Source organism: Candidatus Methylomirabilota bacterium, from assembly GCA_035764725.1.
Taxonomy (GTDB): Bacteria; Methylomirabilota; Methylomirabilia; order Rokubacteriales; family CSP1-6; genus DASRWT01.
Genome location: DASTYT010000038.1, coordinates 1 through 7,361, shown reverse-complemented (window position 1 = coordinate 7,361; position 7,361 = coordinate 1). Strand labels below are relative to the sequence as shown.

At 69.9% G+C, this 7,361-nt stretch carries 10 protein-coding genes; 2 read left to right on the top strand and 8 right to left on the bottom strand.

Going from position 1 to position 7,361, the window contains the following annotated elements; translation table 11 throughout:
• From VFX14_05335 to VFX14_05325, 3 genes are all read right to left on the bottom strand, one after another.
• Nucleotides 1–266: iron chelate uptake ABC transporter family permease subunit (locus tag VFX14_05335; GenBank protein ID HEU5189093.1), on the bottom strand; the 266-nt coding region annotated here is incomplete at its 3' end.
• 50 nt (nucleotides 267–316) lie between these two features.
• Nucleotides 317–1,390, bottom strand: a complete 1,074-nt coding sequence (locus tag VFX14_05330) for an iron ABC transporter substrate-binding protein (protein ID HEU5189092.1) — start codon at nucleotides 1,388–1,390, stop codon at nucleotides 317–319.
• Nucleotides 1,390–1,599: a molybdopterin-binding protein gene (locus tag VFX14_05325; GenBank protein HEU5189091.1), complete on the bottom strand. Its 210-nt coding sequence runs from the start codon at nucleotides 1,597–1,599 to the stop codon at nucleotides 1,390–1,392. The genes VFX14_05330 and VFX14_05325 overlap by 1 nt, the downstream gene beginning before the upstream one ends.
• Nucleotides 1,600–1,668: 69 nt before the next feature.
• Here VFX14_05325 and VFX14_05320 point away from each other — a divergent pair, with 69 nt between their 5' ends.
• Nucleotides 1,669–2,094: a LysR family transcriptional regulator gene (locus VFX14_05320; GenBank protein HEU5189090.1), complete on the top strand. Its 426-nt coding sequence runs from the start codon at nucleotides 1,669–1,671 to the stop codon at nucleotides 2,092–2,094.
• A gap of 12 nt (nucleotides 2,095–2,106) precedes the next feature.
• On the opposite strand, the gene VFX14_05315 is transcribed toward VFX14_05320, so the two are convergent.
• The 5 genes from VFX14_05315 to VFX14_05295 are packed head-to-tail and all read right to left on the bottom strand — an operon-like array spanning nucleotide 2,107 to nucleotide 6,181.
• Nucleotides 2,107–2,796 (bottom strand): ABC transporter permease, encoded by a 690-nt coding sequence (locus VFX14_05315; GenBank protein ID HEU5189089.1) that lies wholly within the window; start codon nucleotides 2,794–2,796, stop codon nucleotides 2,107–2,109.
• Between the two features lie 21 nt (nucleotides 2,797–2,817).
• The gene (locus VFX14_05310) at nucleotides 2,818–3,657 is read right to left on the bottom strand and encodes a substrate-binding domain-containing protein (protein HEU5189088.1); all 840 of its coding nucleotides are present in this window, start codon (nucleotides 3,655–3,657) and stop codon (nucleotides 2,818–2,820) included.
• Nucleotides 3,654–3,998, bottom strand: a complete 345-nt coding sequence (locus VFX14_05305; GenBank protein ID HEU5189087.1) for a nitroreductase/quinone reductase family protein — start codon at nucleotides 3,996–3,998, stop codon at nucleotides 3,654–3,656. The genes VFX14_05310 and VFX14_05305 overlap by 4 nt, the downstream gene beginning before the upstream one ends.
• An 18-nt stretch (nucleotides 3,999–4,016) precedes the next feature.
• Nucleotides 4,017–5,612 (bottom strand): D-aminoacylase, encoded by a 1,596-nt coding sequence (locus VFX14_05300; GenBank protein HEU5189086.1) that lies wholly within the window; start codon nucleotides 5,610–5,612, stop codon nucleotides 4,017–4,019.
• A gap of 2 nt (nucleotides 5,613–5,614) precedes the next feature.
• Nucleotides 5,615–6,181, bottom strand: a complete 567-nt coding sequence (locus VFX14_05295) for a peptidylprolyl isomerase (protein HEU5189085.1) — start codon at nucleotides 6,179–6,181, stop codon at nucleotides 5,615–5,617.
• A 119-nt stretch (nucleotides 6,182–6,300) separates the two neighbouring features.
• Here VFX14_05295 and VFX14_05290 point away from each other — a divergent pair.
• Nucleotides 6,301–7,361: GTP-binding protein (locus VFX14_05290; protein HEU5189084.1), on the top strand; the 1,061-nt coding region annotated here is incomplete at its 3' end.

The following is a 7,361-nucleotide window of genomic DNA, read 5'->3' as shown; positions in this document are numbered from 1 at the left end:
ATGTCGGGCGAGACAAGTGGATTGCGGAAGAGACCCTGATAGGCCGAGCCCGCGGCGGCCAGCGCCGCGCCGATGGCGAGGGCGGCGAGCACGCGCGGGCCGCGGATGCGGAACACCACCGTCTCGACCGCGGGCGGCAGGTCCGACGGCGCGCCAGTGGCCTTGGCGGCGAGCAGCCGCACCATCGCCGTGGGGCCCACCGGGAAGCGGCCCACCGAGAACGAGACGAAGGTGAGCGCGACGAGGAGCGCCGCTGCGATGAGCATGCCGAGGGCGGCCGCGCGCCGCGTCCGCCCTCCCGGCTGGCCGGTGTCGCTCAGGGGCTGCTCCGTCGGGAGGCTCCCAGGAGAGCGTCGAGCTGCCGGTCGTCGGGTGTCCGGTGATAGGCGAGTGCGTAGAACGTCCGCGCCTCCACGCGCAGGTCCTCGGGAAACTCCGCAGGATAGAGCGCGCGGCCGAGCCACCAGAGGCCGATCAGGCGGTTCACCGAGGGCGGCGAGTCCACCCACGGGAACGGCAGCAGCGGGGCGAGGTAGATCCGGCCCTCCTTCACCGCCTTGACGTCGCGCCAGAGGCGGTCGCCGCGCACCGAGGCGGCGAAGCCCGGATCGACGGTGACGATGACGTCGGGATTCCACGCGAGCACCTGCTCCACCGAGACGGAGCCGAGCCGCGCCGGGCCTGCGTCCCCGCCGGCCACGTTGCGTGCGCCCATGCGATCGAGGCTCTCGACGTTGATCGAGCCGGGGGCCGCCGTCTCGAGGCCCTTCGGGCCGCGCGCGTAGTACACCCGCGGCCGCTTGTCCGCGGGCACGCGCGCGATGCGGCGGTCGACCTCGCCGAGCGTGCGCTCAGCGTAGCGGGCGAGGGCGCGCGCGGGACCGCGTGCGTCGAGCACCTCGCCCAGGGCCTCGGAGACCGTGCGCACGGCGGCGAGGCTCCCGTCGTAGAGGAGGTACGGCACGCCGGTCTGCTGCTGCACCTGATCGGCGAGCGAGGCGTAGGTGGGGCCGAGAGTGCCGTAGTCGACGATGACGTCGGGCTTGGCCGCGAGCACGACCTCGACGTTGGCGGTGTTGCCGCGCCCGGTGAGGCGGCCCAGCGTGGGCAAGGCGCCCGCACGATCCGGGAGGAAAACGCGCTCCTCGGGGCTGGGCGCGCGGTTCCAGCCCACCAGCTTGTCGGGGGCCAGCGCGTAGACGAGGACGCTGGCTGGGCCGCCCGCCGCGAACACGCGCTCGACGCGCGCGGGGATCTCGACCCGCCGCCCCGTCGAGTCGGTGATTACACGTTTGTCCGCCGCAACGATCCCACGACCGTACAGCCCGCCCGCCGCGAGCAGGACCAGCAGCAGCGCGGCCAGGGCGGCGGCGGGGCGGACGAGCCGCATCAGTCCTTCGCGACCATGACGTCGGAGGCCTTGATCACGGCGTAGGCGCGGTCTCCCTTCTTGAGCCGTAGCTCGCGCACCGCCTCGTTGGTGATGGAGGCAGTGACGATTTTCCCGCCTCCGAGGTCGATCTTCACGTGGGCGGTGGTGGTCCCCCGGGTCACCCGGACGACCTTGCCGGGCAGAACATTGCGCGCGCTGAGCTTCATCTGAGCCTCCGAGGGTGAAGGGACGCCCCGTGTTACCGTAGCGGTATGAGACGAAATGCTACCGAGGGCGTGGGGGCCCTTCAATCGGCTCACGAGAGCATACTGGCCGCTCAACCCAAGACCAAGATCTGGCTGGAGCATGGCGGCCGCTTCATGATCGGGGACGGGGGCCTCCATCTGCTGGAAGGCATCGCCCGCTCGGGCTCGCTCGCCGAGGCGGTGCGCGAGATCGGCTGGTCGTATCGCCACGCCTGGGGCTATCTGCGCCGCGCCGAATCGGTGCTCGGGGCGCCGCTCCTCCTCACCCGGCCGGGCAAGGGAGCCGCCCGCGGCACCATCCTCACGCCGGCCGGCCGACTGCTGCTCGAGCGGCTCCGCGCCCTCCGCGACCGCATCGACGAGGCGCTCGGCCCCACGGGCCCCACCCGCGACGAGATCGCCTCGCGGGGTCGGCCGCGCGCTCGCCGCCGGGCCAAGACGCCGCGTCGCCGCTGAGCCGCCGCGGCGTCAGCGCCGCTGCTGTATCGCGGTCAGCGCCCAGTTCACCAGGAAGGTGATCGCAAGCAGGATCACCGACAGGGCGATCGCGATGTCGAAGTTGCCCTTGCTGGTCTCCAGCACCGTGGCCGTCGTCAGCACCCGCGTCGAGCCCTTGAGGTTTCCGCCCACCATCATCGAAGCCCCGACCTCGGAGATCACGCCGCCGAAGCCGGCCATCATGGCGGCGAGGAGGGGCAGGCGCGCCTCCTTCACCAGCACCCAGGTCATCTGCGCGCGCGAGGCGCCGAGCGCCAGCACCTGGAGCCGAAAGCGCTCCGGGATCTGCTGTACCGCGGCCATCGTGAGGCCGGTGACGATGGGCGCGGCGATCACGAGCTGGGCCAGCACCATCGCGGTCGGCGTGTAGAGGAGCTCGAGCGCGCCCAGCACGCCGTTCCGCCACAGGAGAATCGTCACGAAGAGGCCCACCACGACCGGCGGCAGGCCCATCCCCGTGTTCACCAGGCTCACCACGAGGCCGCGGCCCGGGAAGCGCGCGAGGGCCAGCGCGGTCCCGGCGGGAATGCCGATCGCGAGCGAGAGCAGCGTCGCCGCGCCCGAGATCTGCAGCGAAAGGAGCGTGATCTGCCAGACCTCGGGGTCGCCGCTCAGGAGCAGCCGGAACGCGTGGAGGATGCCCTCGGCAATGAGCCCCATGCCGCGGCCCTCGCGCGAGGGCTAGAAGTCCTTGTCCTTCTTCCCCGCGATGGGGACGAAGAGGGCCTGGCCGTACTTGTCCACCCCAAACGTCCGGATCAGGGCCTGCACCTCGGGCGAGAGCATGAACTCGGCGAAGGCTTTGCCCCCGGCCGCGTTCACGCGCGGGCCGTTGGTGGGATTCACCTCCATCACCGAGTAGATGTTCAGCAGGGGCCGGTCCTTCTCCACCATGATCGGCAGGCTCACGCGCTTCTGGAACGCGAGCCAGGTCCCGCGGTCGCTGATCGTGTACGCCCGCCTATCGTTGGCGATGCCAAGCGTCGCCCCCATGCCCTGCCCCGACTCGATGTACCAGGCGCCCGTGGGCTCGCGGCCCGCCCGCTTCCAGAGTCCCTGCTCCAGCAGATGCGTGCCCGACTTGTCGCCGCGCGAGACGAAGCGCGCCTGCGCCGCGGCGATGCGCTTGAGCGCCTCCACTGCGGAGGGCTGGCCCTTCACCTTCGCGGGGTCGTCCTCGGGCCCGATGATGATGAAGTCGTTGTACATGACGAGGCGGCGGTTCAGCATCTTGCCCTCCTCGACGTACTTCTTCTCCAGCGCGGGCGCATGCGCCAGCGTCACATCCGCCTCGCCGCGGGCGGCCAGGGCGAGCGCCTGGCCGGTGCCCACCGAGATCGTCTTCACCGTGAGCCCCGACTTCTTCTCGAACATGGGCACCAGCACGTCGAGCAGGCCGGAATCCTGGGTGCTCGTGGTGGTGGAGAGGATGACCGAGGTCTGCGTGAGCGCATGCCCCGGGAGAAGGACAGCGGTCAGCGCGACCACCGCGGCGAGGGTGATGATGAGGCGTCGGGTCATCGGGTCGTCTCTATGTCGTGATGCTCGTGCGCGGGGCCAGCCGGCGCGAGCTCTACGACCAAGCCGTCACCCCAGCCGTACTTCTTCTCCGAGCGCGCGCGGATCTCCCGCACGAGCCCGGGCTCCGTGACCACCCGGGCGCGGGCGGGGAAATGCGCTTCCCCCACCCGCACCTGCACGTGCGAGTTCGCGCGGAGATTCTGCACCCACTGCGTCTTCTCGCGATGCTCGGCCACGAGGTAGTAGCGCCCCTCGTACCGCGTGAACCAGATCTCGATCTCGCGCGGCCGCCCGGTGACGCGCCCCTTCGTGGTCAGGTAGAGATACGTGGGCTCGGTCACGCGGCGGCGCGGCTCGCGTCAGGGTGTCAGCACCCGGCCCGCCGGCACCGCATGGAAGCGCGGCCCGTCCACCACCACCCAGCCGTTGACGATGACGTAGGGCAGGCCGGTGGGATGCTGATGCGGCGCGGGGAACGTGGCCTCGTCTTGCACGGTGGCGGGGTCGAACAGCGCCAGATCGGCGGCGAAGCCGGGACGCAGGAGCCCGCGGTTCTTCAGACGCAGCTTGGCCGCGGGCATGCCCGTCATCTTCTGCACCGCCGTCTCCCACGAGAAGAGCCGCCGCTCGCGCACGAAGCGGCCCAGCACGCGCGGGAAGGTCCCGTAGCTGCGGGGATGCGGCATGCCGCGATGGGGCCCCGGCCCGGCGTGGAGCGACAGCGAGTCCGAGCCGATCATGGAGTGGGCGTAGGCCGTGGCGTTGGCCACGTTCTCCTCGCTCTGGGAGAACGAGATCATGGCCACGGTGGCGTGCTCGGAGAGCACGAGGTCCATCATGGCGTGGGCGGGCTCGCGGCCGGTGCGCCGCGCCAGCTCGGCGAGGGTGATGCCCTCGAGCTCGCGCTTGGAGCAGCTGGCGATCAGAATCTCGTCGAAGCCGGTCGAGCCCGACGCGGAGCCCCAGCGCTCGCCGCCCACCAGGCAATCCTTGATGGCACGCTCGCGGGCCTTGGGATCGGCGAGACGCTCGAGCAGCTTGGCGATGCCGCCGTCCTGCATCCAGCCGGGCAGGAGGCTGTCCATCTTGGTGCTGCCCGCGGGATAGGGATACACGTCGCCGGTGACGTCCACGCCGCGGGCGCGGGCGGTGTCGAACATGCGGAGGGCGCGGTCCATCTTGCCCCAGTTCTCGCGCCCCGCCGCCTTCACGTGGGCCACCTGCACGGGGACGCCGGCGGTCTCGCCGATGCGGATGGCTTCCTCCAGCGCGGTCTCGAGCGTGCCCGCTTCTCCTCGGATGTGGGAGAAATAGAGCCCGCGCCTCACCGCCAGTCTTTTCGCGAGGGAGATCAGCTCTTCCGTGTTACTGAACACGCTGGGCGCATAGACGAGGCCGGTGGAGTAGCCGAAGGCGCCCGCGTCCATGGCCTCGTCGAGCAGACGCTCCATCTGCTGCTGCTCGTCCGGCGTCACCGGGCGCGCGTCCGCGCCTGCGGTGGCGAGACGCAGGGCACCGTGACCCACGAACTGGGCGACGTTCACGGAAAGCCCCAACCTTCTCAGATGCTCGAGATACTCGGTGAAGCTGTGCCAGGTCGCGTCCGGCTTCTCGCCGATGCCGCCCATCCAGTCGCGCACCATCTCGACGCGGCCGGGGGCGATGGGCGCGGGCGAGAAGCCGCACATCCCCACCACCTCCGTGGTGACGCCCTGCCGCACCTTGGACTCCGCCGAAGGGCAGGTGTGATAGACGAGGTCAGAGTGGGAGTGGATGTCGATGAAGCCCGGCGCGACCATCAACCCCTTCGCGTCGATGGTGCGCGCGGCGTCGCCGGCGAGATCAGGCCCGATGGCCACGATGCGGTCGCCCTCGAGGGCGACGTCGGCCCGGACGGCCGGCGCGCCGGTGCCGTCCACCACCGTGCCGCCCTTGACGAGGACCGACCAGGCCATTGCTACTGCGCGACCTCGACGATCTTCACGGTCTTCATCTTGTCGCCCACCTTGACCTTGTCCACCACGTCCATGCCCTTGGTGACGATGCCGAACACGGTGTACTGGCCGTCGAGGAAGTTCGCGGTGGCCAGGCAGATGTAGAACTGGCTGCCCGCGGAGTTAGGATCCTGCGTCCGCGCCATCGCCACCGCGCCGCGCACGTGCTTCTGCTTGTTGAACTCGGCGGGGATGGTGTAGCCGGGGCCACCCATGCCATTGCCCTTGGGATCGCCGCCCTGGATCACGAAGCCCTCTTCCCGGCGATGGAACGTCAGGCCGTTGTAGAAGCCCTTGTTGGTGAGCTTGACGAAGTTCTCGACGGTCTTGGGGGCATCCGCCGGATAGAACTCGATGACGATCTCGCCGCCCTTCTCCATGGTGATCACGGCAGTCTGCTTCACGGGCCTGAATCCTTTCGCTGGTTCGGCGGGTTTGGGCGTCTGGGCGAGCGCGGTCATGCTCGTCCCGGCCAGGGCGGTCGCGAGCATGAGCGCACAGGCAATCGTCACGAGGGCGTTCAGTCGCACGGGAGTCCTCCTGTCAACCGGGTGTGGGCATGAGACGGGTCATTATGCCCCCATGACGGGGGCATTGCCAGCCTCTGCCGCAGCGCGGCATCCGCGCCGGGCCGTGCTACAGTGATGAGGTGAATCAGCAGCGGCCGGACATCCGTAACGTCGCCATCATCGCCCACGTCGACCACGGCAAGACCACCCTCGTGGATGCCATGCTGTGGCAGTCGGGCATCTTCCGCGCCAACGAGCACGTGGCCGAGCGGGTCATGGACTCGATCGACCTCGAGCGCGAGAAGGGCATCACGATCATGGCGAAGAACACGTCCATTCACTACAAGGACGTGAAGATCAACATCGTGGACACGCCCGGCCACGCCGACTTCGGGGGCGAGGTGGAGCGGACGCTCACCCTCGTGGACGGGGTGCTGCTCCTCGTGGATGCCGCGGAAGGGCCCCTACCGCAGACGCGCTTCGTGCTGAAGAAGGCGCTGGAGGCCAAGCTCACGCCGGTGGTGGTCATCAACAAGATCGACCGCCAGGATGCGCGCGCCGCCCAGGTGCTGGACGAGGTCTACGACCTCTTCATCGACCTCGACGCCACCGAGGATCAGCTCGAGTTCCCGGTCCTCTACACCGACGCGCGCAAGGGCATCGCCAAGCGCTCGCTCGAGGAGGAGGGGAAGACTCTCGCCCCGCTCTTCGAGACACTCGTGGCCACGATCCCGCCGCCGCAGTTCGAGGAGAGCGCGGGACTCCAGCTCCGGGCGACCTCGCTCGACTGGGACGACTATGTGGGGCGCCTCGTGATCGGCCGCATCGTCAGCGGCCGCATCCGCCAGGCCGACCGCGTGGCCGTGGTCCACCGCGACGGCAGCGTGGAGCCCGGCAAGGTGACCGTGCTCTACGGCTACGAGGGGCTCAAGCGCGTGGAGATCCCCGAGGCCACCGCGGGCGAGCTGGTGGCGGTGGCGGGCATCGACAGCGTGGAGATCGGCGAGACCATCGCGGACGCGGAGAATCCGGTGGCCCTGCCCGTCATGCACATCGACGAGCCCACCGTCTCCATGCTCTACTCCTCGAACATCTCGCCGTTCTCGGGCAAGGAAGGGCGCTTCGTCACCTCCACCCAGCTCCGCGAGCGGCTGTGGAAGGAGCGGCGCACCAACGTCGCCATCCGCGTGGAGGAGACGGA

Coding starts and splice junctions, on each gene's coding strand:
- VFX14_05330 (HEU5189092.1), bottom strand. CDS start 1,390: ATGCGGCTCGTCCGCCCCGCCGCCGCCCTGGCCGCGCTGCTGCTGGTC.
- VFX14_05325 (HEU5189091.1), bottom strand. CDS start 1,599: ATGAAGCTCAGCGCGCGCAATGTTCTGCCCGGCAAGGTCGTCCGGGTG.
- VFX14_05315 (HEU5189089.1), bottom strand. CDS start 2,796: ATGGGGCTCATTGCCGAGGGCATCCTCCACGCGTTCCGGCTGCTCCTG.
- VFX14_05310 (HEU5189088.1), bottom strand. CDS start 3,657: ATGACCCGACGCCTCATCATCACCCTCGCCGCGGTGGTCGCGCTGACC.
- VFX14_05300 (HEU5189086.1), bottom strand. CDS start 5,612: ATGGCCTGGTCGGTCCTCGTCAAGGGCGGCACGGTGGTGGACGGCACC.